The 26,936-nt window shown below is 39.1% G+C and carries 20 protein-coding genes; 11 read left to right on the forward strand and 9 right to left on the reverse strand.

Going from position 1 to position 26,936, the window contains the following annotated elements; genetic code table 11:
- Nucleotides 1-119: 119 nt before the first annotated feature.
- Nucleotides 120-1,703, forward strand: a complete 1,584-nt coding sequence (locus tag PR725_RS15650) for a phosphoethanolamine transferase (RefSeq protein WP_272513518.1) — start codon at nucleotides 120-122, stop codon at nucleotides 1,701-1,703.
- Between the two features lie 74 nt (nucleotides 1,704-1,777).
- Nucleotides 1,778-2,125, forward strand: coding sequence for a DUF1622 domain-containing protein (locus tag PR725_RS15655; RefSeq protein WP_004906795.1), 348 nt, complete (start codon nucleotides 1,778-1,780; stop codon nucleotides 2,123-2,125).
- A 70-nt stretch (nucleotides 2,126-2,195) separates the two neighbouring features.
- Here the strand turns inward: PR725_RS15655 and asd are convergent, their stop codons facing one another.
- The 3 genes from asd to PR725_RS15670 all read right to left on the reverse strand — a co-directional run bounded on the left by asd (nucleotide 2,196) and on the right by PR725_RS15670 (nucleotide 4,157).
- Nucleotides 2,196-3,302: an aspartate-semialdehyde dehydrogenase gene (gene asd / locus PR725_RS15660; RefSeq protein WP_004906793.1), complete on the reverse strand. Its 1,107-nt coding sequence runs from the start codon at nucleotides 3,300-3,302 to the stop codon at nucleotides 2,196-2,198.
- 451 nt (nucleotides 3,303-3,753) lie between these two features.
- A complete protein-coding gene (gene ykgO / locus PR725_RS15665) occupies nucleotides 3,754-3,894 on the reverse strand; it encodes a type B 50S ribosomal protein L36 (protein ID WP_004906789.1) in 141 nt (46 codons plus the stop codon).
- 2 nt (nucleotides 3,895-3,896) lie between these two features.
- Nucleotides 3,897-4,157: a type B 50S ribosomal protein L31 gene (locus tag PR725_RS15670; RefSeq protein ID WP_004906261.1), complete on the reverse strand. Its 261-nt coding sequence runs from the start codon at nucleotides 4,155-4,157 to the stop codon at nucleotides 3,897-3,899.
- 248 nt (nucleotides 4,158-4,405) lie between these two features.
- Here PR725_RS15670 and nagK point away from each other — a divergent pair, with 248 nt between their 5' ends.
- The 6 genes from nagK to PR725_RS15700 all read left to right on the forward strand — a co-directional run bounded on the left by nagK (nucleotide 4,406) and on the right by PR725_RS15700 (nucleotide 16,897).
- Nucleotides 4,406-5,317, forward strand: a complete 912-nt coding sequence (gene nagK, locus PR725_RS15675; RefSeq protein WP_094962017.1) for an N-acetylglucosamine kinase — start codon at nucleotides 4,406-4,408, stop codon at nucleotides 5,315-5,317.
- Between the two features lie 389 nt (nucleotides 5,318-5,706).
- Nucleotides 5,707-6,345 (forward strand): OB-fold-containig protein, encoded by a 639-nt coding sequence (locus PR725_RS15680; RefSeq protein ID WP_004906782.1) that lies wholly within the window; start codon nucleotides 5,707-5,709, stop codon nucleotides 6,343-6,345.
- A gap of 75 nt (nucleotides 6,346-6,420) precedes the next feature.
- A complete protein-coding gene (locus tag PR725_RS15685; protein ID WP_109912545.1) occupies nucleotides 6,421-8,622 on the forward strand; it encodes a flotillin family protein in 2,202 nt (733 codons plus the stop codon).
- 81 nt (nucleotides 8,623-8,703) lie between these two features.
- On the forward strand, nucleotides 8,704-13,641 hold the full coding sequence (locus tag PR725_RS15690) for a DNA repair ATPase (RefSeq protein ID WP_109912546.1): 4,938 nt from the start codon (nucleotides 8,704-8,706) through the stop codon (nucleotides 13,639-13,641).
- Nucleotides 13,641-14,216, forward strand: a complete 576-nt coding sequence (locus PR725_RS15695; RefSeq protein WP_117162965.1) for a rhomboid family intramembrane serine protease — start codon at nucleotides 13,641-13,643, stop codon at nucleotides 14,214-14,216. The genes PR725_RS15690 and PR725_RS15695 overlap by 1 nt, the downstream gene beginning before the upstream one ends.
- A gap of 167 nt (nucleotides 14,217-14,383) precedes the next feature.
- The gene (locus PR725_RS15700; protein WP_272569718.1) at nucleotides 14,384-16,897 is read left to right on the forward strand and encodes a penicillin G acylase; all 2,514 of its coding nucleotides are present in this window, start codon (nucleotides 14,384-14,386) and stop codon (nucleotides 16,895-16,897) included.
- A gap of 37 nt (nucleotides 16,898-16,934) precedes the next feature.
- Here the strand turns inward: PR725_RS15700 and PR725_RS15705 are convergent, their stop codons facing one another.
- Nucleotides 16,935-17,597: a helix-turn-helix transcriptional regulator gene (locus PR725_RS15705; protein ID WP_117162963.1), complete on the reverse strand. Its 663-nt coding sequence runs from the start codon at nucleotides 17,595-17,597 to the stop codon at nucleotides 16,935-16,937.
- A gap of 74 nt (nucleotides 17,598-17,671) precedes the next feature.
- Here PR725_RS15705 and PR725_RS15710 point away from each other — a divergent pair, with 74 nt between their 5' ends.
- Nucleotides 17,672-19,081, forward strand: coding sequence for an MFS transporter (locus PR725_RS15710; RefSeq protein ID WP_272569720.1), 1,410 nt, complete (start codon nucleotides 17,672-17,674; stop codon nucleotides 19,079-19,081).
- A 48-nt stretch (nucleotides 19,082-19,129) separates the two neighbouring features.
- Here PR725_RS15710 and PR725_RS15715 read toward each other — a convergent pair whose 3' ends face one another.
- The gene (locus PR725_RS15715) at nucleotides 19,130-20,626 is read right to left on the reverse strand and encodes an MFS transporter (RefSeq protein WP_123382688.1); all 1,497 of its coding nucleotides are present in this window, start codon (nucleotides 20,624-20,626) and stop codon (nucleotides 19,130-19,132) included.
- A 95-nt stretch (nucleotides 20,627-20,721) separates the two neighbouring features.
- Here PR725_RS15715 and PR725_RS15720 point away from each other — a divergent pair, with 95 nt between their 5' ends.
- Nucleotides 20,722-21,261: a TetR/AcrR family transcriptional regulator gene (locus PR725_RS15720; protein ID WP_272569722.1), complete on the forward strand. Its 540-nt coding sequence runs from the start codon at nucleotides 20,722-20,724 to the stop codon at nucleotides 21,259-21,261.
- A 77-nt stretch (nucleotides 21,262-21,338) separates the two neighbouring features.
- Entirely contained in the window at nucleotides 21,339-21,890 is a 552-nt protein-coding gene (locus PR725_RS15725) for a hypothetical protein (protein WP_272569724.1), read from the forward strand.
- 265 nt (nucleotides 21,891-22,155) lie between these two features.
- Here the strand turns inward: PR725_RS15725 and PR725_RS15730 are convergent, their stop codons facing one another.
- From PR725_RS15730 to glmU, 4 genes are all read right to left on the reverse strand, one after another.
- Nucleotides 22,156-22,713 (reverse strand): hypothetical protein, encoded by a 558-nt coding sequence (locus tag PR725_RS15730; RefSeq protein WP_272569726.1) that lies wholly within the window; start codon nucleotides 22,711-22,713, stop codon nucleotides 22,156-22,158.
- Nucleotides 22,653-23,318 carry a hypothetical protein gene (locus tag PR725_RS15735; RefSeq protein ID WP_272569729.1) on the reverse strand — a complete coding sequence of 222 codons (666 nt, stop codon included), beginning with the start codon at nucleotides 23,316-23,318 and terminating at the stop codon, nucleotides 22,653-22,655. Before PR725_RS15735 ends, PR725_RS15730 begins: the two co-directional genes overlap by 61 nt.
- A gap of 127 nt (nucleotides 23,319-23,445) precedes the next feature.
- Entirely contained in the window at nucleotides 23,446-25,278 is a 1,833-nt protein-coding gene (glmS, locus tag PR725_RS15740; RefSeq protein WP_272569731.1) for a glutamine--fructose-6-phosphate transaminase (isomerizing), read from the reverse strand.
- Between the two features lie 210 nt (nucleotides 25,279-25,488).
- Nucleotides 25,489-26,859: a bifunctional UDP-N-acetylglucosamine diphosphorylase/glucosamine-1-phosphate N-acetyltransferase GlmU gene (gene glmU, locus PR725_RS15745; RefSeq protein WP_042851475.1), complete on the reverse strand. Its 1,371-nt coding sequence runs from the start codon at nucleotides 26,857-26,859 to the stop codon at nucleotides 25,489-25,491.
- Nucleotides 26,860-26,936 lie beyond the last annotated feature (77 nt).

Raw genomic sequence — 26,936 nt, forward strand, 5'->3', positions numbered from 1 at the left:
TTACCTTACCTTTTTTTATGTTATAAACGAACAATGTCTTAAGTTAATTAGATGTTAACTTATTATTTTTAATTGCCTCTATAACCTCAGGTAAGGTCAAAAATACTTAAAATAACACTATGATACGCCAAATTATTATTTTAATTTATGCATTATTGATATCTATAACTCCTGTGTTTTTCAGTGGAGATGTTAGCAATATCGCGGATATTGCCATCGTAATTTCAGGAGCGCTGATAATACTGTTATGTGCAGGTATCTATCGTTTTTTGCTTGGCAAAATTTTCACGGTGTTTGTTTCACTCCTGTGGGCTCTCAATTTATCTGTTTCATTTTTCTTTTATCAAAAGCACGATATCCGCTTTTCTTCTTCGATTGCAGAAACTTTTATCAATACCAATAGCAGTGAAACGGTAGGAATGCTTTCCTATAACATTGGTTATGTTATATTTTATCTTTTTGTTTTTTCAGCTTATTTAGTATGTATTCATCAATGCGCAAAATACATGAATCGCCGTATCACAGCGATAAGTATGGCGCTAATTTGTGGCTATCTATTAGCCATTCCAGCCTATTACGCATCATTATTTAATAAACCTGATAGCGCGTTATTGATCACGGAAAAATACTTCTTAAATACTCCCTTCTACAATGCCGCGGCTTTAGTCAAAAACTTATATGAAAACCGGGGGATAAAAAAAATATCATCACAGAAAGTTGCTTTTAATTACCAGAAAAAAACCTCTGATACTGAAATCTATGTACTTGTCATCGGTGAATCATTACGCCGTGACCATATGGGCTTTTATGGCTATCAATATGATACAACACCTAATTTAAATCAGCGCAAATCTCAGATATTGGCTTTTCAACAAGCGTATTCTCCAGCACCAGTGACTATCTTGTCGGTTCCTATTTCACTGTCTAATATTCGCTTTGAACAAATGCAGGATAAATCACACTATTCAGACAATATCATTTCATTGGCCAATCATGCGGGCTTTAAAACCTACTGGATCAGCAACCAAGGCAAAACCAATAAACGTACCAGTATCATTTCTGCTATTGCCTCTATGTCGCAAAAGAAAACTTGGAACGAATTTGTCGGCTATGACGAAGAGCTACAAGATGACTTCAAGAACGCTATCAATGACCCCACTGATAAGAAAAAACTTATTGTTTTACACACTTATGGTAGCCATGAACCAGCCTGTAACCGCTTTCCTGAAACTGAGCTAAAAACATTTAGTGGCCAAGAAGATGACGATTGCTACGACAGTTCAATTGCTTATACCGATAAATTTATCGAAAATCTTATGCAGCAACTCGAAGGTAAACCTGCAACTTTGATGTACTATTCAGATCACGCATTGCAACGCTTAGACAGTGATAACAATATTCACTACCATCATGGTGTTAACAACCCAAGAAAAGAAGCCTATGAAATCCCCTTGCTGATTTGGTACAGCCAAAGTGCGAGTAAACCAAGTATCAACCCAGAAAATTTGCAGTCCTCCTATTCTACGGCGAATAATTATTGGCTAATCAGTGATTGGCTTAATATACAACAAGGCGCAGAGCAAGCTTGCTTATCGCCTTTACGTAAATGTTATCAACCCAACAAAAATATTCAGGTAATCGATGGAAATCGAAATATTTTATCCATTAGTCAATTACCTTCAGAAACCATAGACCCACAATAAAACTCGATATTTTGCCAATATTTGCTCATAGTTAACAAATATGAATCCAGCTTACTTATCGAGTCGAGGTCTTAATGTTCGATTTAGTTTTTTTACGTGAATTACTGGTGTCTAGTGTTCACGTACTCCAGTTACTTTTAGAAGCTATTTCAGTCATCTGCGTGGTGATTGGGTTAGTAAAGACCCTGATAGTCTGGATACGCACCCAGAAATCACGTAAGGCTCGTTATTGTTTTGGTGATTGGTTAGCAACTGCATTAGAGTTCCAGCTCGCTGCTGATATTTTAGCAACGACCGTCGACCCAGATTTAGATAGCCTTATCAAATTAGGTATCATTGCCGTGATCCGTACATTCTTAAACTACTTCTTAGCAAAAGAGTTAGAACATCAGCCTCCGCAGAATGACCCTGCTCGTCATTAATTTAGGCACAAAAAAACCTGCACATTTTAGTGTGCAGGTTAATATAAAATTACTGATTACAGTTCAGAAACTATAGCAAAATACGTAACATACGACGAAGCGGCTCAGCGGCGCCCCACAGTAATTGGTCACCAACCGTAAAGGCAGATAGGTATTCAGGGCCCATATTCAGTTTACGTAAGCGACCAACAGGGGTGCTAAGCGTACCAGTTACTGCCGCAGGTGTTAACTCACGCATGGTGATTTCACGGTCATTAGGAACTACTTTCACCCAGTCATTATGTGAGGCAAGTAATTGCTCAACTTCATTCAACGGAACATCTTTTTTCAGCTTCAATGTGAAAGCTTGGCTATGGCAACGCAACGCACCAATACGTACACATAAACCATCAACAGGAATAATATGACTTCCTGTCGCAAGAATTTTGTTAGTTTCTGCTTGGCCTTTCCACTCTTCGCGGCTTTGGCCGTTTTCTAATGCTTTATCAATCCATGGGATCAGGCTACCTGCTAATGGTACGCCGAATGCATCCGTTGGCATTGTGCCACTACGAGTGAAGTCTGTGACTTTTTTCTCGATATCTAAAATAGCTGAGGCCGGGTCTTGGAGTTCTTTAGCAACTTGTGTGTGCAAAGACCCCATTTGAGCCAGAAGCTCACGCATATTACGTGCCCCAGCCCCTGATGCCGCTTGATACGTTGCCACAGATGCCCATTCCACTAAATTATTAGTGAACAGCCCACCTAAAGACATCAACATCAAACTTACCGTACAATTCCCACCGACAAAGGTCTTAATGCCTTTATTTAAGCCGTCTTGGATATGTTGGTTGTTCACAGGATCAAGAATAATAATCGCATCATCTTTCATACGTAATGAAGACGCAGCATCAATCCAATAGCCATTCCAACCTGATTCACGAAGTTTAGGATAAACTTCGTTGGTGTAATCGCCACCTTGGCAGCTAATAATGATATCCAATGCCTTTAGCGCATCAATATCAAAAGCATCCTGTAAAACACCACGATGACCACCGTAGACAGGGGCTTCTTCACCCTGTTGTGATGTGGTAAAGAAAACAGGATGAATCGCATCAAAATCACGTTCTTCTACCATTCTCTGCATCAATACTGAGCCGACCATTCCTCGCCAGCCAACAAACCCGACATTTTTCATTTTTACTCACCCTGTTCGTTTAAATTTTCACCAAAAAATTTCCAGTTCCGACTTTACAACATGGATACTGTCATTTTTGTCATTCACCCAAATTGAAACTAGAAATTTTTCGGATGTATCTTGCGTTATATCATTCGAGTTGCAGGTAAGCGACAAGTGAAGAGAGTCCGATGAGCATACATATGTATGTGATTCGTCAGTCTGAGCGCAGTCAACACCCATGCAACTTGAAGGATGATAAGTATAAACTTGACAAAATATGCACCAGTGCGCAAGTGAATTTCATCACTAATAATAAGAAGATTAGTAATCATGCTAATAATCGAAGAAATCAGTGGATAAAAAACAAATAAAAAAAAGCCACGGCAGAGAGTAATAATCTGCAATGGCTAAGCAAATAAAATATAAAGCGATACAGGAAAAATTTTATAATTATGTGTGAATCAAATAGCTAGCGTTTTTTCTTACAACCTTGCACCGCTTTAAAGCGCGGGTTTGTCTTGCATATCACATACACTCGACCACGGCGGCGAACAACTTGGCAATCTGGATGACGGGTTTTTGCCGTTTTTAATGAACTCAGTACTTTCATCTTTATTTACCCTCTGACTGTAAAAAACGACCAAAACGCTTCTGGAACTGTGCCGTTTTACCTTCCTGAGAAATCATTTTCTGTTTACCGGTATAAAACGGATGTGACTGAGAAGAAACATCAAGCGTGACATATGGAAATATTTCACCTTCATATTCAATTGTTTTTTCAGTCTTTATTGTTGATCCTACTTTGAAATAGGCATCAGCACTTGTGTCATGAAAAACCACGGTACGGTATTGTGGATGGATCCCCTGTTTCATAATAACCACCTAAATGTAATGTTATAATATAACAATAGCTCATTTAAAATAGTGGTGCAATTATTTTTTATTCAAAAATATTTAAGACGAAAAACGATGAAAAAATTTCACATAAAAAATAAATACCAAAACAGTAATTTATCCTCCAATGAACTTTTGTATAATTAGATTAGTAGATTCCATCATTTATTATTTATCAAATAGATACATTATCTTTTTAATAAATAAACCATTAGGGGAAGATGAAAATGTATTACGGCTTTGACATGGGCGGGACAAAAATTGAACTTGCCGTCTTTGACAACGAACTAAATCAGGTCTGGCAAAAACGTGTCCCCACACCTAAAGATGATTACCAAACGCTCTTAAATACGTTTCTCGAACTCACACTGGAAGCAGATGAAAAATTTAACTGCCAAGGAAAAGTGGGTGTTGGTGTTCCTGGTATCGTAAACCACGCTGAAGGAACCGTTTTTACAACCAATGTCCCTACCGCTCAATATAAGCCTTTAATTCATGATCTTGCTAATATATTACAGCGCCCAGTAAAAGTGGAAAATGATGCCAATTGCTTTGCATTATCAGAAGCTTGGGATCCTGATTTCAAACGCTATCCAACTGTACTTGGCTTAATTTTAGGTACAGGTGTAGGCGGTGGGTTCATTATCAATGGTAAAGTTTTATCCGGTAAAAATGGAATTGCAGGGGAAATAGGCCACATGAACCTCAGTGTTCGTGGAGCAAAATTGTTAGGGGAAAAAGTTCCTGAAATAACTTGCGGCTGTGGCCAAACTGCTTGCTTTGAAACCTACCTATCAGGCCCAGGTTTTGAGCGCATTTACTCCTCATTCACCAATGAAAAACGTTCAGCTATCGAAATTATCGAGCAATATAAACAAGGCGATATTCAAGCAAAAGAACATGTTAACCGCTATATGTCATTACTTGCGATGTTTATGGGGCAAATTGTCACTGTTTTTGACCCCGATTTAGTGGTGATTGGCGGAGGATTATCGCAGTTTGAAGAGATCTATAAACAACTACCAGAAGTGCTTCCACAATACCTCTATGGCATAGCGACATTACCAGCAATCGAAAAAGCACGTTATGGTGACTCTGGAGGCGCAAGAGGTGCTGCATTCCTCAACTTGATAGACTAATCTTACTTTTTTGCGCTTCATAACGTTTTTCATCCATGAAGCGCGAATTTATCACTTTAATCTTATTTATTTTCCCCATTTTGTACTTTAAACACGCTTATTATAGTTGAGAATGATTATCATCAACTTAGTTATTAATGGTAAAATCCTATCTCATTAATGGCTTACTATTATTGATAACACTTTAGGAATAACTTCATCAAATAAAACTGGATAAACAACCAGTGCTATAAGAGACTTCAAAAAATTAAAAGTGCTTATAGACTAGTCTGATACTGCTATTAATTAAAAAATATATTATTAAGCTAAATTATTTTATGGTGATAAATTAAACAAACATTCCTTTTCGCATAAGCTCAATAATGCATTAATAATAAAGAGAAAACCCTATGAGTTTGTTTTTCCATAACAGTTTGATGTTCCCAACAATTATCTTTAGTGGTTTACTAATCATTGTTTTATTTTATTGGTTATGTGCCGCTTTTGGCTTATTGGATATCGACGTATTTAATCTTGATACTGAATTTGATGCTGGTATTGATGCAACTGGTTTTGCTGGCTGGTTAACCAAGCTTGGCTTAGCCGGAATCCCTGTCACCATTATTGTCACACTATTTACTCTTTTTGGTTGGATAATCAGTTATTTCAGCGTACATGTCTTCATTCGCTTCATTGATACTGATTTATTACGCTATCTCGTCAGCTTCGCCGTTTTTGCGATCACCCTATTTATCTCTCTTCATTTAACCGCTTTGTGTTTAAAACCTGTGCGCAAAAAATTGGTGAGTCTCAATAAACCCAAAACAGTACAACAGCTTATTGGTAAATACGCCACTGTACGTTCGGGAACAGTAAGTGAACAAAATGGTGAGGCGCTATTAGAAGATGGTGGAGCTGGGTTAATTTTACAAATACGAGCGCCATCTTCCGAACAGTTAAAACGCGGTGATCATGTTGTCATCATTAGCTATGACGCAGCATCGCACAGTTATCAAGTTGTCAGTGAAAATGAATTTCGCCACGGATAACTTCTCTTTTTAAAAATAAATATCTTGCTTGCATAATCGAAATGACGTCATCGTCAGAACCAATGGAGAATCAATATGGACTTGGCTGCACTAATGCCCTTTTTAACAATTATCGGGGGGATCATCCTAGTTATTTTAGGGTTCTTTGGGTTATTCAAAGCCTTCTATATCAAAGTTCCACAAGGTACTGCTTTGATTGTCAATGACATGTCATCACAACCTAAAGTGCATTTTACAGGGGCATTAGTTTACCCTGTCATCTACAAAAAAGAATTCATGCGCATTTCATTGTTAACACTTGAAGTTGACCGTCGAGGTAAAGATGGATTGATTTGCCACGATAACTTACGTGCTGATATCACAGTTGCTTTCTATTTGCGTGTAAACGAAACGACGGAAGATGTCCTAAAAGTTGCGAAAGCTATCGGTGTTGACCGTGCATCAGACCATCAAGCAGTCAGTGCTTTATTCAGCGCAAAATTCTCTGAAGCCTTAAAAACAGTAGGTAAGCAACTGGATTTAGCGACCTTATTTGAAAACCGACAAGATTTCCGTGATCGCATTGTTGATGTGATAGGAAAAGATCTTAACGGCTATGCTCTTGAAGATGTGGCGATTGATTACCTAGAACAAACACCAAAATCAGCGTTAGACCCAAACAATATCTTTGACTCCGAAGGTATTCGTAAAATTACTGAAATCACTGCGATTCACAATATTGAAACCAACCAAAAAGAACGTGACCAAGAGCTGGCTATTCAAAAGAAAAATGTTGAAACTCGCGAAGCAAGTTTGGCCCTAGAGCGCCAACAAGCCGATGCCGAAGCGCGTCAAAAACGTGAAATTGATAATATTCGTGCGCGTGAACAAGCTGAAACTTTACGTGTTCAAGAAGAAGAACGTCTAAAATCAGAACAAGCTCGTATCCAAACTCAGCAAGAGATTGAAATTCGTGAAGAAAACCGCATGCGCGAAGTTGAAGTCGCCCAACAAAACCGTACTCGTGCAGTCGCCATCGAAGAAGAACGAGTGAGCCGCGCACGTGAGCTCGAAATTGTTGCCCGTGAAAGAGAAGTTGAATTACAGCGTATAGAAAAAGAAAAAGCTCTCGAAGAAGAACGTAAAAATATCTCCAATGTTATACGTGAACGTGTAGCCGTTGAAAAAACCGTGGCACAAGAAGAAGAACGAATCAAAGAAGTTCGTGAAATATCTGAAGCTGAACGCATGCGCCAAGTCACCGTGATTAACGCACAAGCAGAAGCCGAAGAATCATTAGTTCGCCAAGTGAAAAAAGCCGAAGCGGATGAGGCCAGTGCTAAGCACCGTGCAGAAGAAATAAGCACCATGGCACAAGCAGAGTTAGAAGCATCGGCAAAACAAGCTGAAGCCAAAAAACGCTTAGCTGAAGGAGTAGAAGCCGAACACGCTGCATTAGGTTTAGCAGAAGCTCGAGTTCGCCAAGCAACCGCAGAGGCAGAAGAAAAAGAAGGGCTTGTTCTTGCCAATATTACGGCTGAGAAACTGTTAGCAGAAGCTCGTGGGCTGAAAGAAAAAGGCTTAACGGAAGCTCAAGTAATGGAAGCCAAAGCCAAAGCAGAACAACAACAAGGGTTTGCTGAAGCAAAAATCCTTGAAGAGAAATTAGCCGCCCAAGCTCGTGGTGAAGAACAACAAGCAAATGCCAAAGAAAAACTAGGCTTGGCTGATGCGAAAGTACTGGAAGAAAAACTGGCAGCACAAGCTCGAGGGGAAGGCCAATTAGGTTCGGCACAAGCAGAGGTTATCCGCCAACGCCTGAAAGCTGAAGCCGATGGTTTAACTGACAAATTTAAATCAATGGATCACCTCAGTGATACCGCTCGTTCTCACGAAGAGTTCCGCATGCGCCTTGAGAAAGAGTTCGAACAAGCCATGGCCTCTATCGACGCTAATAAAGAAATTGCCCGAGAGCAAGCTGATGTATTGGCTGCAGCACTTAGCAAAACTAATATTGAAATTGTGGGTGGCGATGGCAGCTTCTTCAATACTTTCTCTAAGGCACTAAGCCTCGGCAAAGCCGTTGATGGTTTTATGGATAAAAGCAGCTTTGCAAAAGAAAATGTAGAAAAACTCATTAATCGTAGCAAAGAAGACAAAAAAGTTGATATTGCCACATTATTGAAAAATCCTGAAGTTCAAGATCTTATAAACGGTTTTATGGCAGCTAAAGGGGCTAATCAGCCAGCAAAAAATGTCATATCAAAACCGATTCCACCAACGGATGACCAACTGTAAACCTTTGGTACATTGGGGTAGTGAACCTACCCCTCATTGTTTTCCATTTTTATTGTCTTAGTTAAGGGAATTCGCTGCGCAATGTCAGATATTCAGGATACGGATCGCGAACAAGAAATACTCGATAGTGCCGTTGCAGAAGGTGGTGCTTATGAAATATTACGCAAACGCCTGACCGACCAAGGGCAACAACTTCATCAAAAAGCTGCACAACTCAATGAAATGCGGTTAGATGAATTCGGCCAAAGCCAAATGGATATTATTGGTCGCATTCGCATTCGTACTGAAAATAATTGCCAAGCAAGGGATATTGTCCGCGTAGGTAAATGGCTTTTATTTGGCTATAATGTCTTCCTCGGCCTGAAAAAAGAGACACACCTCGAAGATGTGTTTTCACTATATCGGTTAATTGAAAACGACGATGAATTTGATGTTGAAGCTGTCCCTTATGAAGATACCTTCTTAAGCAATAATCGCTTTGTTCAAGATTTCACTGAACTCTATACCTACTATAAGAACACACAGTTACTGCAACTTGTTGAACGGGACGGCAAACTTCTTGCTAGTTTTCAAATTGGCGATCGCATCACGGACGTGCGAGTTTTTCGCTGGTCAATCTCCAGCGACAAGCGCAAAATTGAGTATATTGATAACCGGGGTGAACGCGATATTGCCCTCCCTCCAGCCTATGACTTTGAATGGCAAAAAACCACACGAGAAGACACTGTTAACGGTCGATACCCTCACATCAATATTCTTGACACTGTATTCATTGAAACTATCGGCGGTGATCTAACCATAAAGTGTGAAAATAATACTGAAGACGGTTTAGGGATTTACCGAGAGGCGGTTCTTGATAAAAACCAATCACTAGACGACGCGCAAATTGAATATGCACAAACCGGCAGTTTAATTATCCTAAAAGTATTACCTTATCGGGAAGAAACTTGGCGTTACTTAGTTTACAACACGCTATCTCAATCAGTACAACGCATTGATGCCATCGGGCAAGCTTGTGTCCAGTTACCAGAAGACCACGGCATTATTTTTCCTGGCGGCTATTACTTACAAAATGGTGACTATAAAACGTTTGAACAACCTATGGATGGAATGCGTTTTCGCCGTTTGCGCCGCTCTCCGAATGGGGAAGATGTTCTATATGTTTTTTATTCACCAAATCAAGGGCGCATAGCTCTATTCAATTATAATTTAATTGAACGAACACTTTCAATTCCACTCATTGGCCATGGTTACGCCATGCTTGAAGATGGAAAAATGGTACTATTTGAAGGTGAAGGGGAAGAAGCGACTCGCGTTCACCCTATGCAAGTTTGGCAAACCCCGTTTTACTCAGAAGAATTTGCCGATCAACAGCCGACTCGTAGCGGTTTTTTAGGACGTATAGGCAATGCAGACTTAGTTCGTGGTATTTCTGAAATATTACATGTTTCCAAAGAAATAGAAGGCAGCCAAATTTCTATCGCTCGCTACGAACAACTCAGCCAACAAGCAAAAAATTTACTGGATATTTATTACTGGTTTGGTGATGAGCAATGCCTTGGTATTGGCAAATTACTCAAAGAAATCACCCAAACCAGTGAACTGGTTCTTGATGAATATGAAAAGGTCGAAAGCATACGGCAGCAATCTGCCAAATCAATGAATGAGGCCATTAACCGCCAAAAATCACTGATTTCACTTACGTTGCCTGAAAGCTGGGCCGATATTCAACAATTTGTTGATGGCTTAAATGCCCTAAGTGCTCAACGCGGGCACTTGATTTCACTACGTGAATTTCGCTATATGGATTTAAAAAAGCTTAGCGAAATGGAAGCTGAAATAGAAAAAAATCAACAATATGTCTCACAAGAAACCGCTGTTTTCCTTGCGAGTGATAAAGCTTTACACCCCTTTAAAACACAGTTAACTGTTTTCGAAGAACAAATAGAAAAAGCCCAAAACAGTGCCCAGTTAGACATTCCCATGAAAGATATGGAAAAAATGTCTGCTGACTTAGATATGCTTTCAAACCTAATGGCTTCACTGAGTTTCAATGATGTCACACAACAAACTCACATTATTGATGCTATTTCGCAAATCTATGCTCAACTAAACCAATCCCGAGCCCGCTTACAACAAAAACGAAAATCACAAAGCAGTGTGGAAACTGTCGCACAATTTGGTGCTCAATTCCGGCTGTTTAGCCAAGGCATTACCAATGCACTGTCTCTTGCCACTGACCCTGAACGTTGTGATGATCAGCTATCAAGATTACTCGTTCAGTTAGAAGAGCTCGAAAGCCAATTTAGTAGTCATGATGAATTTCTTGATGATATCTTATCTAAACGGGAAGAATTACTCGAAACCTTTGAATCTCATAAACAAGTTCTTATTGATGACCGCCAACGACGTGCACAAAATTTAGCCACAGCAGCCGATCGTCTACTAGACAGCCTGCAACGACGAACAACTCGTTTACAGTCTCAAGATGAACTCAATGCCTTCTTTGCTTCCGACCCTCTCGCAATTAAAACGCGTGAAATCATTGAAAAATTAAGGGAAATTAACGATAACGTTAAAGCTGATGATATTGATGCACGACTCAAATCCTCTCGGGACCAAGCCATTCGAGTTTTACGCGATAAAACAGATATTTTTGAAGATGGTGGGAATGTCATTAAACTCGGGCGCCACCGATTCAGTGTCAATACCCAAGAGCTAGACCTCACCATTTTACCGAAAAATGAACAACTATGGATTTATCTCACAGGGACAGATTTCCAAGAACCAATAGAAAATGAACGACTATCACAGCTCAAACCCTATTGGAGCGCCTCATTAGAATCTGAATCTGATACGGTTTACCGCGCTGAATACCTTGCTTATTCAATTATCTATGCTGCAACAAAACGCCAAGAAGGGCTAGATTTTGACATACTAAAAAACGCGTTAGCATCAACGGAAAAACTTGAAAAGATTGTCCGTGATTTTGCAAATCCACGCTATAAAGAAGGTTATGAAAAAGGTATTCATGACCACGATGCCGTTGCTTTACTGAAAAAACTAATACCAATCGGTGAAGGTGCAGATTTATTACGGTATAGCCCAACAGCTCGTGCTATCGCAGCTATTTATTGGCAGCAAGTTCAAAACGATGATTTTCCTGCACTATGGCCTGAACGAGCAAGAACAGCCATGAATATTCACCAGTTATTCCATAATGACAATGCATTACTTGACCTACAAGCCGAAATTGAAGCTGGAGTTAGCTTGTTTTTGCAAGATAACCCCATTCAATGTCAAACCTATGAGCAAACTCAAGCTGCTGAATACCTTAGCTTTGCACTAGCAAGAACCCCGATAGAACTCGTCTATAGCAAATACGCGAGGGAGTTAGTTTTAGCACTCCAAAGCCGCTTAGAAGAAGCTCATATGTGGGTTGATTTTAATCGCTCACAACAAAATTTAGGGACTCGTTACGCCCAGCGCTGGTCATTAGTTCAAAACTGGTTACAAGGGCTGTGCTCGACCCCTGAATTTGCTCATCTTGTTCCATACATACCGGGTGCTATTGCTATTATTATCTTAGATAAAGTAGCTTCAGCACGCTTTAGTGAAGTTGATCTTTACTTTAAAGTTAACGGGTTACTTGGTGAACACCCGACTATTGAAAACCAAACTCTATCATTGAGCTTAGATAACTACTTCAGTCGGATGCGCGGACAACGGAAACGTTTTATTCCTGAATTTCGTCAATATCAATCCCTGCGCCAACAGATTGTTACTGAAGAGCGTAGCCGTTTAAAACTGCATGAATATAAAGCAAAACCATTAAGTTCTTTTGTGCGTAACAAGCTGATAAACGATGTCTATTTACCTATCATTGGCGATAATATGGCAAAACAAATTGGCGCTTTAGGGGAAGGTAAACGCACAGATCTCATGGGGCTGCTATTAATGATTTCACCTCCCGGCTACGGTAAAACCACCTTAATGGAATATGCCGCTGATCGTTTAGGGCTCATTTTTATGAAGGTCAATGGCCCTGCACTTGGCCATGACGTACTCTCTCTTGACCCTGAACAAGCACCTAATGCAACAGCAAGACAAGAGTTAGAAAAACTCAATCTAGCCTTAGAAATGGGTAATAATGTCATGTTATACATCGATGATATTCAGCACACCCACCCTGAGTTTTTGCAAAAATTTATATCCTTATGTGATGGAACAAGGCGCATTGAAGGCGTTTGGAAAGGCAAAACCAAAACGTATGACATGCGGGGTAAAAAATTCTGTGTCGTGATGGCGGGTAATCCCTATACCGAGTCAGGGGAAGTTTTCCGAATTCCTGACATGCTTGCAAACCGTGCCGATATTTATAACCTTGGTGAAGTATTAGGGGGTATGGATGAAGCATTTGCTCTGAGCTATATCGAAAACAGCCTGACATCAAACCCAGTATTAGCCCCTCTTGCATTACGAGACCTGAACGACCTGTACTTATTTGTCGATAAATCAATGGGGAAATCTGTCTCTACCAACACCTTAAGTTACCCATATTCGGATGCGGAAATTAATGAAATTACTTCAGTAATCAGTAAATTAATCAAACTACGGAATGTTGTATTGAAAGTAAATCAACACTATATCGCCAGTGCTGCGCAATCCGATAAATACCGAACAGAACCCGCATTTCGCTTGCAAGGTAGTTACCGTAATATGAATAAACTCAGCGAAAAAGTCTCTTCTGTTATGAATGATGATGAACTGGAAAGGGTACTGGATGACCATTACCTTGGAGAAGCGCAACTTTTAACGACTGGCGCTGAAGAAAACTTATTAAAACTTGCAGAGTTACGTGGCACGTTAACAGAAAAAGACGCAGCACGTTGGCAACAAATTAAGAAAGACTTTATGCGTAATAAGGCTCTTGGCGGTGATAATGCAGATATTGGTGATCGCGTTGTGGGGCAATTGGCCTCATTAGTCGAAAGTGTTCAAGCGCTTGGTAACCCCTAATGAACTATTTACAAGGGCATCCTCGCATTAAGCTATTAGTCTGTATTGTTGCAATTTTTATTATTGCTCAACTAATTAACAGTTTAACCGCGGGGGGACTCATTCAATTTGGTCTCATTCCTCGCACTGAATGGGGGTTATTAGGTATCTTCTTTGCCCCATTTATCCATGGCAGTTGGCAGCATTTAATCAGTAACTTACCCCCATTTATCATCTTAAGTACGCTATTACTGCATCGCACCATAAAAGCTTACGTATTGGCATCACTGTTTATCATCGTTGCTGGGGGTTTAGCTGTTTGGTTATTTGGCCGAAATGCAGTTCATATTGGTGCCAGTGGCTGGGTTTTTGGGTTATGGGGCTTACTCATCGCCCAAGGTTTTTTCCGTCGAAACTGGGTTGATATAGCTATCGCGTTATTAGTGCTATTCTATTTTGGCACAATGGCCAGCGGCTTGTTACCTACTCACTTATACATCTCAACAGAGTCACATATAGCTGGGGCTATTGCTGGAGTTATCTATGCATGGCTAAGTCATCATTACCATAAAAAAAACAGCAATCACTCACCTTAAAATAGTATCCAATACAGTTATGACACATTTTTTGTAATTTATTTAAATTTATGTATCCTTTTCTGTGATCGTGATTCACATATTAACAATTAACCATAAATTAACCATTTGTTAACAACACAATAGTGCTAGTCTCAAAAAAATAATAACAACATGAGACTCAATAAATGAAAAAACACCTCATCTCTACCGCTATTGTTTTAAGTTTAAGTTCACTACCACTCTCATCATTTTCTCAGTCAATTCAAATTAAAATTGAACGAGATAACTATGGTGTTCCTCACATCTTTGCGAATGATACTTATAGCCTTTTCTATGGATATGGCTATGCTGTGGCACAAGACCGATTATTCCAAATGGAAATGGCTAAACGCAGTACCCAAGGAACAGTTTCCGAAGTGTTAGGTAAAGATTACATTTCTTTTGATAAAGAAATCAGAAACAACTATTGGCCTGATTCTATCCACCAGCAAATCACGCAATTATCCCCTAAAGAACAAGATATTTTGCAGGGTTATGCGGATGGCATGAATGCATGGATTAAACAAATCAATGCTAAACCGGATGACTTAATGCCTAAACAGTTCATTGATTATGATTTTTTACCATCCCAATGGACGAGTTTTGATGTTGCGATGATAATGGTCGGTACAATGGCAAACCGCTTTTCCGATATGAATAGTGAAATTGATAACCTAGCATTACTCACTGCGCTTAAAGATAAGTATGGTGAACAAATGGGAGTGGCGTTTTTTAACCAAATTAATTGGCTCAATAACCCCAACGCACCAACAACAATCTCATCAGAAGAATTCACCTATTCAAATTCACAAAAAACAAAAAATATAGCGCAATTGAATCAAATTAGTGATTACCGACTTACTGCTCCCATGTTTGAACGCACGGCAAAAGATGCAACAGGAAAATTAATAGCGCTTTCTTCCCAGGAAAATAATGCGTTAATCGCTAAACAATATGAACAAAGCGGTGCTAATGGCCTAGCAGGGTATCCAACCACCAGTAATGTTTGGCTTGTTGGAAAAACAAAAGCGTCTGGCGCAAAAGCCATTTTACTTAATGGCCCACAGTTTGGTTGGTTTAACCCTGCCTATACATACGGTATAGGGTTACATGGAGCCGGGTTTAATATTGTTGGAAATACACCGTTTGCTTATCCCGCTATTTTATTCGGTCATAATGGGCAAATTTCTTGGGGCTCTACAGCGGGTTTTGGTGACGGCGTTGATATTTTTGCAGAACAAATTTCACCTGAAGATCCAAATAGCTACTTCCACCAAGGGCAGTGGAAACAAATGCTATCGCGCCAAGAGACATTAAATGTAAAAGGTGAAAAACCCATTACTTTTGAAGTATACCGCACTGTGCATGGTAATGTAGTCAAGCGTGATAATACCACTCACACCGCATACAGCAAAGCTCGCGCATGGGATGGCAAAGAGCTTACATCCTTAATGGCTTGGGTAAAACAAGGGCAGGCGCAAAACTGGCAGCAATGGCTAGACCAAGCACAAAACCAAGCACTGACGATTAATTGGTATTATGCGGATAAAGACGGAAATATTGGTTATGTACATACCGGGCACTACCCTAAACGCCAAACTAACCATGACCCCCGTTTACCCGTATCAGGCACGGGAGAATGGGACTGGAAAGGGATGCAGCCCTTTGCAAATAATCCTAAAGTCTATAATCCCAAATCCGGTTACATCGCTAACTGGAATAACTCCCCAGCTAAAAATTATCCTGCTAGCGACTTATTTGCCTTCTTATGGGGAAGTGCAGATAGAGTAACAGAAATCGATAACCGCATTGAGGCCTATGATAAGTTAACAGCTGATGATATGTGGACGATTTTACAGCAAACTAGCCGTGTCGACCTCAATCATCGCTTATTTACCCCATTTTTAGCTCAAGCGACACAAGGTTTGCCGTCAAATGACAATACCGCCAAATTAGTCTCCTTGCTCCAACAGTGGGATGGCATAAACCAGTTATCAAGTGATGGAAAACACTATGTTCATCCAGGGTCTGCAATCCTCGATATTTGGTTAAAAGAAATGCTTAAAGCCACTCTAGGCCAAACGATCCCCGCACCATTTGATAAATGGTATCTAGCAAGTGGTTATGAAACGACACAAGAAGGCCCTACTGGGTCGTTAAATATCAGTACAGGCGCAAAATTACTGTATGAGTCTCTCTTAGAAGATAAATCGCCAATACCCCAGCCTATCGATCTATTTTCAGGACAATCGCGGAATGATGTAATTAGAAAAGCACTGAATGCGACCTACCAAAAAATGAGAGTAAAATACGGTGATAACCCAGCTAATTGGCAAACACCCGCCACAGCATTAACCTTCCGTGAAAATAATTTCTTTGGTGTGCCACAAGCCTTACCTCAAGAAAATTTCCATCAAAATGAATACCATAATCGGGGAACTGAAAACGACCTAATTGTGTTTACCGAAAAAGGGGTGAGTGCATGGGACATTGTTGCTCCAGGGCAAAGTGGCTTTATTTCCCCGCAAGGAAAACCTTCACCTCACTACCAAGACCAACTCTCGTTATACCAGCAGTTTGGTAAGAAACCGTTATGGCTTGATAACGAAGAGCTAGCACCACATATAGAGTCAACTGAAACATTGATGATTGAGAGATAATACTATTACTAAACTAAATACCAAGCTGTCTTGGTATTTAGTTATTAACCTTTACACGATAGACACAACGCCCTGCGCCATTTAATAAGTACTGTTCACGCTCAATGCTAGCGTCATCACCCACAATATCACTGAACAACGCCAATTCCGAACGACAAAAATTTTGGCAAGCAGTGGCTGCGGCACAAATTGGACAATGGTTTTCGATAAACAACCAACTGTCATCATCTTGTTCAACCTTCGCCATATACCCTTCTTCGCTACGCACTTCAGCCAACGCCTCAAGCCGCTCAGCTAACGGTAAATTTTTACAACGCGCAAAGTATTTTTCTCGGCTTTCCGCTTCCCTTTGGCTAATCAGCTTCTCTAGTCCTTCATCACCAAAAATAGTCCGAACAGAATCAATCAATTGAAGAGCAAGTTGCGCATGAGTATCCGGAAAACGTTGATGCCCCAGTTCTGTTAACACCCAATTTTGCCGAGGGCGCCCAGCCCCTGTTTGCGATAAGCACTGCGCCCCCTCAACTAACCCCAACGAAGTCAGTTTTTGAATGTGTTGCCTTGCTGCTTCCCCTGTCATATTTAAATCATTTGCGATCACTGCGGTAGAAATAGGCCCTTTAGTTTTGATACAAAAAAGAACCTTATCCACAGCCTGTGTTAAATTTAGATTATCAAAGTAATTACTTGCATTAATCATTATGCGACTCTATTATCCAAGCTATTACTTGGATAATACCTCTTTTTCCACCATTCCGTCTAGCGGGTCTCTCTATGAGCAATGAAACTTCAACCGTACCTCAAGCCAAGTGGGCTGATTTACTCAGTGGCACCAATGCGTTACTCACTATTGCTTTAACTGGCGGTGTTGCACTACATGCTATCAATATTTATATCGTAACAACCATATTGCCCAGTGTCGTTAACGATATTGGCGGCCTTGAATATTACGCATGGAATACCACTTTATTTGTCGCAACATCCATTGTTGGTTCTGCCCTTTCCAGTAAAGTATTAGACAGTTTTGGGCCTAAATTTTCTTATTTATTCGCGCTCATTCTATTTTCTTTAGGGTCTATTTGGTGCGCAGCTTCCCCATCAATGTTGGTATTACTAGGCGGGAGAGCATTACAAGGACTTGGTGGCGGTATTTTATTTGCTCTTAGCTATGCATTAATTCGCATTGTTTTTACTGAAAACTTATGGTCTCGAGCCATGGGTGTTGTTTCAGGTATGTGGGGAATAGCAACACTCTGTGGCCCTGCAATTGGTGGTATTTTTGCTGAAAGTGGCCACTGGCGTTGGGCGTTTTGGGCTTTACTTCCTGTCGCGGTTTTTCTAGCGCTCATTGTCATCAATCAACTCCCTAAAAAACAAACTCAAGCACCAAAAACCAGTAAAATTCCATTCTTAGCGATTTCTCTGTTAGCGATATCCGTTCTTGCTATCTCAATTGGAAGTTTGTCTGATAGTTTATTCATGAACCTAATTGGCTTGTTAATTGGCCTAGCCATACTGCTGACTATTGCTTTACTCGATGGTAAAAATGACAAACGTTTATTACCAACAGGAGCCTATTCACTCAAGAATCCCCTTGGCGTCATATTTTTAACCATGTGTTTGTTAGTTGGTGGCATGACAACCGAAATTTATGTCCCTTATTTCTTACAAACCATCCATCTGTTTTCTCCGCTCACAGCCGGTTATTTAACTGCAATAATGGCAGCGGGTTGGACCATTGGGGCACTCTTTAGTGCCAATAAAACGGGGGCTATTGTTATCCGAATTATTCGAACAGGCCCGTTCATCATATTTATTTCTTTAATTGTACTTGCTGTTCTAACGCATAATCAACAGCTTATCGAATCATGGCCATTGTTCGTTATTTATCTCATCGCCATGGCTGGGGTTGGTCTAGGAATTGGCGTGTGTTGGCCTCATCTCGTACTACGAGTTTTTAAGAATGCGCCAGAGGGTGAGGAAAATCTCGCATCATCTTCAATTATTACCATTCAATTGTATGCAACCGCGCTATCTGCCGCCTTAGTGGGAGTCGTCGTCAATAATAGCGGGTTAATTAGCCCCGGAGGGATCGCGGGAGCACAGCAAGCTTCAATCTGGTTATTCGCCCTATTTGCAATTAGCCCATTACTCGCAACGGTATTAATCCGCAAAATAAAATAAAGAGCAAAAGGGAGTAAAAGCTCCCTTTTTGCGGGAAAATCAACCTAATTAATTTACTAATGCCTTTTTGGAACGTAACAAATAAGGCAGAACAATAATACTGATCAGCAGAACAAAAATAGTTGCTACCATCACCCCTAAGAAAGCATGGTCAAAGGCAATATTTGCCTGATTTATCAATGCTGATGCAGTATTTTCTGGTAGTGATTCAGAAACTAATAAGGCCTCATCAATACTGTCATAAACTTTATCGCTGACAGTCATGTCTTCAGGTAATGAGAGTTTTAACGTATAGATAGCACTCATTAATCCCCCCATAAAGGTGACACCTAAGACACTGCCAATTTCATAAGCAATTTCTTCAATTGATGCTGCCATTCCTGCTTTTTCATCAGGGGCATTTAACATCACTGTCGTTGACGCCGTCGTGAATATCGCACCAAGGCCAAACCCAATAAGAAAGAGGAATGAAAGTAACAAAATACCTGTCGAAGTTTGGTACACCATCGTTAAACCAACGACACCAATTAACGTACAAGTAAACCCGAAAACAGTGAGTTTTATCTCACCAAATTTATGAAGGTACATACCTGCCAATGGTGCAGCTATCACTGAAGCCAATGGAATTGGAATGATATATAAAGCCGCTTCAAACGGAGTATAACCTAAAACCAGTTGCAGCCGTTGGCTGAGCAATAATTCAACACCAACGATAACCACGATAGATAACACAGCCATCATCAGCCCTGCATTGAATTTAGGATGCTTTAATAGCGTAAAATCAATCATTGGGGATATTGATTTAACTTGTCGATTTCTAAATACCACCAAAAAGAAAACACCAATAACGCCTGAAGCCCATACCGCAGGCCAGTCTGTATAAGGTTTTCCGAGCTCCTTCAACGCATAAATAACGCCAATTAAGCCAATTAAGACTAAAATAGAACCGAAAATGTCGATTTTTTTGTCGCTGTTACCACCACACTTAGGGATCAAGTAACACGCAAACGGAATAACCAATAAAACGACTGGAACATTAATTAAAAAAACAGAGCCCCACCAAAAGTGGTTAAGTAAGATACCGCCGATCAAAGGACCAATTGCCGCACCACCAGATGCAACCGCAGACCATATTCCAATAGCTAATGCCCTTTCTTTTGGATCTAAAAAAACATGCCTGACAATAGCAAGGGTGGCAGGCATACTTAACGCTGCGCCAACAGCTAAAAAACCTCGAGACAAAATCAAACTTGTTGCTGTTGGTGAAAAAGCAGCACACAACGAGGCTAAACCAAATAACGGTAGCCCCAATAAAAACATTTGCTTGTGACCAACTTTATCACTTAGCATCCCTGCAGCAGGTAATAACCCAGCGACCACCAGTGGGTAAGCATTCATTATCCACAGTTTTTCAGATGACGTAGCGCCTAAATCATGGGTTAATTTAGGTAACGCGGTATACAGTACAGTGACATCAATAACGATAAGAAACAGTACACTTGAAACTAATAGAAGCACTATCCAGCGCTTATAATCGGTTAACATAAAATTCTCTCAATGAGTTTATTTGATCATGATTTTTGTGCTGATCGTGCTACAATATAAATCCATACGTACGTATTGAAAAGAGGTTTTTCTAAATGGGACGTCAACGAACAATCGATAGAGAAAAATTACTTGATGCCGCTGAAGATATTGTTCTACAACAAGGTGCTACCGCTCTCACTATCGATGCAGTTGCCAAAGCGATGGGGATCTCTAAAGGCGGTGTTCAGTACTGTTTTGGCAATAAAGATGCCTTAATTGATGCAATGTTTGAGCGTTGGGGCCAGTCTTACGATGAAATTTTTAATCAAGTGACGCTGCAAGATAACTCTCCTGAAGGGCAAATTTTTGCTCATATGCAAGCTACCCACCAGCACGATAAAGTTGCAATGGCAAAAGGCGCTTCCTTAATGGCATCCTTATTACAAACCCCTGAATACCTGGAAAGTACGCGTACTTGGTATCGTGAACGGCTTGCTAAGTTAGACACCTCAACAGAAAAAGGTAAACAGGCCAGAATTGTTTTTCTAGCCACTGAAGGCGCTTTTATGCTGCGCTATATGGGATTCATGGAAATTAATGATAATGAATGGCAATCTATATTTAATGATTTGGAAAATTTATTAAAGGGTTAGCCTAAGTCTCTTTTTTTGATATAGATAATGACTCCACTCCAATAAAATAATTATAAACCAAATGGAGATCATTAAAAATGAACATAGATAGATTAAAATATTTTATAGAAATAAATAATAACAATAGTATTATTAATAATAAAAAATCATTCAGCTACAATATAAAAGAAAAACCCATCAACACTAACTGTGTCTCTTTATTAAAGATGAAATTTGAAAAGATAGATACAAACACAAAAAATTTAAAAAACACACACAAAAATAAAGCACAAAACCTCATAAAAAAAGAATCATTAGAATACGATATTAGCGCATTTAAAAATGATTTAATAAAAAAAAACCTTTATTTTATTTATAGTTCACCAAACTCAAAAAAAATAGAGTTAATACAAAATCATAATGAAAACAAAATAAATAGTGAAAATGCAATTTTTATCAATATGTTTGATTTATTAAAAAATGAACCGGATGGTTCCATATATAAAATAAATAATTACATCATCAAAATAACCAATAAAAACAAAAAACTAACAATAAATGATAATCTATTTACTCACAACATCACTTTAAAAAATGGGAAAGACATATTAATAGAAAGATATAATAAAAAAAGTAAATTTTCATTTTAATAAAGAATAACCCGGCAAAAACAGATTGTCGGGTTATTCTTACCATCAGTATATTACGGATTTATTTCCCAATACATTTATATATTTAATTTAAATAAAAAACACTAAACATAATAATTAAGGTGGATTTAAGAAGAAATAATAATACTTAATTTTATCATTCTTGGTGCTGATATTATTTTAAAATTATCTAGTATGAAAAATGTGTTTTACTTTCCTATGCAGCAAGATTAGGTGATTGAATCATTAAGACATAAAATCAGTTTTAATGATTCAAGAAAATCCCCTTATCATCGTCAGTTATAATTTGTTTTAACGATTTATGAATACCGCCATCATCTGTTTGCAAGATAAATACAAATAAAACCTGACAAAGTACCGATTGAGGGCAATGACGAGGCCGATATTTTGAATAGGGAGACCATCCATTAGCTAGATACCTTTCATGCATTCGCTTCATTGCATCAACAACAGAGTTCGCAGCTTGCCCTTTGTTGATTTTAGTCGATTTTTTTTGGTGATATAAAAAAGCATCAGTAACCGTTTTAGATATAATATAGAAAACTTGCCCAACAGATAATTTTTCTAATAAATAGGTGATGTTTTTTGTTGTTTTTTCACCAATCTGAAAAGATGTAAAATTATATTCATCCATTTCATAATTCAAATAAAAAAAACACTCAAATAGATTATTTTTCTTACATAACTCAATCAGTGATTTTTTATTTTCTTGTAAGTAATAAATATTAGCTAACTTTAGCTCTAGTAGGTCAATAATCGTAGATAAACTATTAGTTTCTTTAAAAATAACTTCCCAGCACATAAATATATTATTAAAATATAATCTTCACTAACACTTATATACTTTAAATTAGTAACTGAACTTACTGCAATCACACCTGCAGTATAAAGCTGTTCTATGATTAACAGGTCAAACTTATAATTCGGTGTTAATTTTTTATACCTTTGATTATCCAAGCTATCTAAATACATTAGATTTTCATCAGCACAACACCGTATAAGTGCAAGTAAAAAAACACTATTTTCAAAAGAAAGATCATTGATACTTAAAGCATTTTCTTTTTTTAAAAATAATAGATTATCAATATATTCAATTTTTTCTTGCCTTTCTTTTTCATTCTCTATACGAATACAATCAACACAAATATGTTCAAAATTAATTAAATGTGAAAAATGGCTCCTATCTCGTAAAAATTCCATTTCACCACATGCTACACATTTTAGTTTTAAACAATAAGCTTTGCAGCTTCTAGCCACAATAGCTTTTATTTCTTTGGATTTTAATTGTGTTTTTTCTTCTATCTTAATCATTGAATATGAAAATCGGCCATTTTCTTCAAGCTGCCAATATAGTTGGCATACAAATTCATATTCCTTATCAATAATATCAATAAATATAATTTCCATATGTTTATTTCCTTGTTTTTTATTATGTTATATTAAAAAAAACAAAAAATAGAAATTATATTATGACAAAAAAATAAAAAGGCTCATTACGGTTAAATAATGAGCCCTTTATTAATCAATTTATTGATTACTCAACTGTCACCGACTTCGCCAAGTTACGGGGTTGGTCTACGTCTGTACCTTTAATCAATGCAACGTGATAAGACAACAGTTGCAGAGGAACGGTGTAGAAAATAGGTGCGATGAGCTCTTCAACATGAGGCAGAGAAACAATTTTCATATTTTCACTGGCTTCAAAGCCCGCATCTTGGTCAGCAAATACATACAGCAAACCACCACGCGCACGAACTTCCTCGATGTTTGATTTCAGTTTTTCTAACAGTTCATTGTTAGGTGCAACGATGATAACAGGCATGTCGGCATCAATTAACGCTAATGGGCCATGCTTTAACTCACCAGCAGCATACGCTTCTGCGTGAATGTAAGAAATCTCTTTTAATTTCAGTGCTCCTTCAACGGCAATAGGGAACTGATCACCGCGGCCTAAGAACAACGCATGGTGTTTATCTGAGAAATCTTCTGCCAATGCTTCGATAACTTTATCTTGCGATAACATGCTTTCAATACGCGCAGGCAATGCATGTAGAGCGTGAGAAATGTTTTCTTCGAGCTCAGGGTTGGCGCCTTTCAAGCGACCCATATACGCCACTAGCATCAGTAAGACAGTTAGCTGAGTAGTAAACGCTTTAGTGGATGCCACACCAATTTCAGCCCCTGCTTTGGTCATCAGGGCAAATTCAGATTCACGTACCAGTGAAGAGCCCGCAACGTTACACACTGCTAAAGAGGTCAAATAGCCTAATTCTTTAGATAAACGCAGGGCTGCGAGTGTATCTGCGGTTTCACCTGATTGAGACAGTGTTATCATTAAACTGTTTTTACGGTGTGCAGGGTTGCGATAACGATACTCAGAAGCAATTTCCACATCACAGGGAATACCGGCCAAAGACTCAAACCAATAACGCGCCACCATGCCAGCATTGTAAGATGTTCCGCAAGCTACGATTTGGATATGTTCAACTTGAGATAAAATTTCACTCGCACGAGGGCCTAATTCGCTTAAATCGATACCATTGTCTTTGCTAAAACGCCCTTCAAGGGTGTTTTTAATCGCCATCGGCTGTTCATAAATCTCTTTTTGCATGTAATGACGGTAAATGCCTTTATCGCCCGCATCATATTGAATGTTTGATTCAATTTGCTCGCGGTCAACCGCTTCACCATTTTTATCAAAAATACGAACAGTACGACGAGTAACTTCAGCAACATCCCCTTCTTCAAGGTAGATAAAGCGGCGAGTCACAGGCAACAATGCTAATTGGTCTGATGCTAAGAAGTTTTCACCGACACCTAAACCAATAACCAATGGGCTACCAGAACGTGCAGCGACTAATAATTCAGGAATACGGCTATCCATAATTACCGTACCGTAAGCACCGCGTAATTGTGGGATAACACGTTGAACCACTTCCACCAGCGAGCCACCTTTTTGTTGTTCATGGTGAACAAGATGGGCAATCACTTCAGTGTCTGTTTCTGAACTAAAGACATAACCGAGTTTTTTCAGTTCATCTTTCAGTTCTAAATAGTTTTCAATAATGCCGTTATGAACAACGGCAATATAACCAGAGGTATGTGGGTGAGCATTACGTTCACTTGGAATACCATGAGTCGCCCAACGGGTATGTGCAATCCCCGTTCCACCCGATACTGGGTTTTTCTCCGCTTCTTCCGCTAACATTTGCACTTTGCCGACTTCACGTAAGCGTTGCAAATGACCTTCGTGATCAACTACAGCCATACCCGCTGAGTCATAACCACGATATTCAAGACGACGAAGACCTTCTAACAGAATTTCTGCAATATCACGTTGTGCAACAGCACCTACAATTCCACACATATTTTTTTGATTCCTAGACAAAAGGTTTCTTTCTTGAGAAACCTTTATTTGTCGCAACCTAATTGTTGTACAGTTTTCACTGCTCCCCAGCCTTGTAGAAAATGGGGATATTATTTTTATATTGCTACCTTGGGTAGCTATTTTAATTTTTGCTATTTAAATAGCTTTTTTATCATAGGAGAGATAACGCTACCTCTCCTCAATATTTACTTATTTTTTCTTAACTGGACGTTGCCAGTTTTTAATATGCATTTGCTTTACACGGCTGACAACGAGTTCGTCTTCATTCACGTCACGAGTTACCGTCGTACCCGCGCCAATTGTTGCACCTTTTGCTACAGAAACTGGAGCGACTAATTGAGTGTCTGAACCTACAAATACATCATCACCAATAACAGTTTTATGTTTATTGGCGCCATCATAATTACAAGTTATGGTACCTGCGCCAATATTGACGTTATCACCGATTTGAGCATCGCCTAGGTAACTTAAATGACCCGCTTTAGAACCTAAACCTAAAGAGGCATTTTTCATTTCGACGAAATTACCGACGTGTGCTTTGGCTGCTAATTTAGCACCTGGACGTAAACGCGCAAAAGGACCAACCGTACATTCAGCTGATAATTCAGAGTTTTCTATGACTGAATACGGGCTAATCACTGAGTTATCACCGATTACACAATCTTTCAAAATACAGCCAGATTGAATATGTACGTTATTCCCTAATGTAACGTTACCTTCGATAATCACGTTAGTATCAATAATAATATCGCGACCATGAGTTAGATTTCCGCGCAGGTCAAAACGTGCAGGGTCAATCAACATAACACCGGCTAATAACAGTTTTTCCGCTTGTTCTTTCTGATAAACTCTTTCTAACGCAGCCAGCTGTAGGCGGTTATTCACCCCTTCCATCTCACTTAAATGTTTAGGATGAACGGTTGCAATTTTATTACCTTCTTTATGTGCTAATGCAATAATATCAGTAATATAGTATTCGCCTTGTGCGTTATCGTTGTTCAGCTGTGCCAACCAACGTTTGAAATCTTTACCACTGGCAACCATGATCCCAGTGTTAATCTCTTGGATTTTACGTTGCTCTTCAGTCGCATCTTTTTGCTCAATAATACCGACAACTTCATTATTTTCACGAATGATACGGCCATACCCTGTTGGGTTATCTAAAATAACCGTCAGCAAGCCAATACCACCTTCTGGCTTCACTTCAATTAAGCGATCTAAGGTATCTTTAGCAATTAATGGTACATCGCCATATAACATGACAATATTTTCATCGTCTTGAAAGCTTGGCGCGGCTTGTTGCATCGCATGGCCAGTGCCGAGCTGTTCGGCCTGCAATACCCAATTGAGGTTTTGCTCACCTAGTTTTTCTTTCAGTAAATCACCGCCATGTCCGTATACCAGATGAATATCTGATGCACCAATGGATTTTGCTGTATCTATAACATGCTGAACCATTGGTTTGCCTGCAAGCAAATGCAAAACTTTAGGTAGCTCTGAATACATCCGTGTGCCTTTACCGGCAGCTAAAATCACGACACTTTTTCTTTGCACAGTCATTTTTCCTGAAACTCCAACTTAGGGATGAAAGTAAACCTATTTCCTTTATAAATTACTACATATTTCGCTCAAATAAA

Source organism: Providencia sp. PROV255 (assembly GCF_028478065.1).
In the GTDB taxonomy this organism is placed as follows: Bacteria; Pseudomonadota; Gammaproteobacteria; order Enterobacterales; family Enterobacteriaceae; genus Providencia; species Providencia rettgeri.

What these genes read in the sequence shown, in the direction of transcription:
- PR725_RS15680 (WP_004906782.1), top strand. Translation starts at nt 5,707, where the DNA reads ATGAGTTTGTTTTTCCATAACAGTTTGATGTTCCCAACAATTATCTTT.
- PR725_RS15670 (WP_004906261.1), bottom strand. Translation starts at nt 4,157, where the DNA reads ATGAAACAGGGGATCCATCCACAATACCGTACCGTGGTTTTTCATGAC.
- PR725_RS15690 (WP_109912546.1), top strand. Translation starts at nt 8,704, where the DNA reads ATGTCAGATATTCAGGATACGGATCGCGAACAAGAAATACTCGATAGT.
- nagK (WP_094962017.1), top strand. Translation starts at nt 4,406, where the DNA reads ATGTATTACGGCTTTGACATGGGCGGGACAAAAATTGAACTTGCCGTC.
- PR725_RS15715 (WP_123382688.1), bottom strand. Translation starts at nt 20,626, where the DNA reads ATGTTAACCGATTATAAGCGCTGGATAGTGCTTCTATTAGTTTCAAGT.
- PR725_RS15730 (WP_272569726.1), bottom strand. Translation starts at nt 22,713, where the DNA reads ATGTGCTGGGAAGTTATTTTTAAAGAAACTAATAGTTTATCTACGATT.
- PR725_RS15650 (WP_272513518.1), top strand. Translation starts at nt 120, where the DNA reads ATGATACGCCAAATTATTATTTTAATTTATGCATTATTGATATCTATA.
- PR725_RS15685 (WP_109912545.1), top strand. Translation starts at nt 6,421, where the DNA reads ATGGACTTGGCTGCACTAATGCCCTTTTTAACAATTATCGGGGGGATC.
- asd (WP_004906793.1), bottom strand. Translation starts at nt 3,302, where the DNA reads ATGAAAAATGTCGGGTTTGTTGGCTGGCGAGGAATGGTCGGCTCAGTA.
- glmS (WP_272569731.1), bottom strand. Translation starts at nt 25,278, where the DNA reads ATGTGTGGAATTGTAGGTGCTGTTGCACAACGTGATATTGCAGAAATT.
- ykgO (WP_004906789.1), bottom strand. Translation starts at nt 3,894, where the DNA reads ATGAAAGTACTGAGTTCATTAAAAACGGCAAAAACCCGTCATCCAGAT.
- PR725_RS15655 (WP_004906795.1), top strand. Translation starts at nt 1,778, where the DNA reads ATGTTCGATTTAGTTTTTTTACGTGAATTACTGGTGTCTAGTGTTCAC.
- PR725_RS15695 (WP_117162965.1), top strand. Translation starts at nt 13,641, where the DNA reads ATGAACTATTTACAAGGGCATCCTCGCATTAAGCTATTAGTCTGTATT.
- PR725_RS15700 (WP_272569718.1), top strand. Translation starts at nt 14,384, where the DNA reads ATGAAAAAACACCTCATCTCTACCGCTATTGTTTTAAGTTTAAGTTCA.
- PR725_RS15725 (WP_272569724.1), top strand. Translation starts at nt 21,339, where the DNA reads ATGAACATAGATAGATTAAAATATTTTATAGAAATAAATAATAACAAT.
- PR725_RS15710 (WP_272569720.1), top strand. Translation starts at nt 17,672, where the DNA reads ATGAGCAATGAAACTTCAACCGTACCTCAAGCCAAGTGGGCTGATTTA.
- PR725_RS15735 (WP_272569729.1), bottom strand. Translation starts at nt 23,318, where the DNA reads ATGGAAATTATATTTATTGATATTATTGATAAGGAATATGAATTTGTA.
- PR725_RS15720 (WP_272569722.1), top strand. Translation starts at nt 20,722, where the DNA reads ATGGGACGTCAACGAACAATCGATAGAGAAAAATTACTTGATGCCGCT.
- PR725_RS15705 (WP_117162963.1), bottom strand. Translation starts at nt 17,597, where the DNA reads ATGATTAATGCAAGTAATTACTTTGATAATCTAAATTTAACACAGGCT.
- glmU (WP_042851475.1), bottom strand. Translation starts at nt 26,859, where the DNA reads ATGACTGTGCAAAGAAAAAGTGTCGTGATTTTAGCTGCCGGTAAAGGC.